Origin of the sequence: Bacillus sp. SRB_331 (assembly GCF_003264175.1) — a bacterium.
GTDB classification, from domain to species: domain Bacteria; phylum Bacillota; class Bacilli; order Bacillales; family Bacillaceae_G; genus Bacillus_A; species Bacillus_A mycoides.
This window is the reverse complement of sequence record NZ_NADV01000149.1, coordinates 371-722: the sequence shown is the minus strand read 5'-3', so window position 1 is coordinate 722 and position 352 is coordinate 371. Positions and strand designations below refer to the sequence as shown.

Here is a 352-nt window from a genome sequence, read left to right as displayed (position 1 = left end):
CCCAAGGTATTTCATTGTTGTCGCAGTATGGATTTTGTGATTTGCATCAACTACTATTTTGTCTGAGTCTGCGTGTCTATTAAACAGGAGAAATGTCTTCATCCATTGTTATTTGATTTTGTTGGCCTTGCACCAGTTATACAGTTCGCTGCTGCTTTCTCGTAGTTTATCAGCGACCTCTTTCTTAGAAGTGCCCTGTTCCCATTGTGTAGTGTCGTCAACATATACGTTGCTATTGTTCATATTTAAAGGTGCATCATAGATATACAATATCCACAGTAGAACACTAATACTGGACCCTTGTGGAATTCCATTATTCTGCTCAAACTGTGATGATTGCACATTTCGAAAA

At 38.4% G+C, this 352-nt stretch carries 1 protein-coding gene; it reads right to left on the bottom strand.

The features are described from left to right. Positions 1 to 108: 108 nt before the first annotated feature. A partial coding sequence (locus B5P42_RS32385) for an RNA-dependent RNA polymerase family protein (RefSeq protein ID WP_142674083.1) occupies positions 109 to 352 on the bottom strand: 244 nt, incomplete at its 5' end.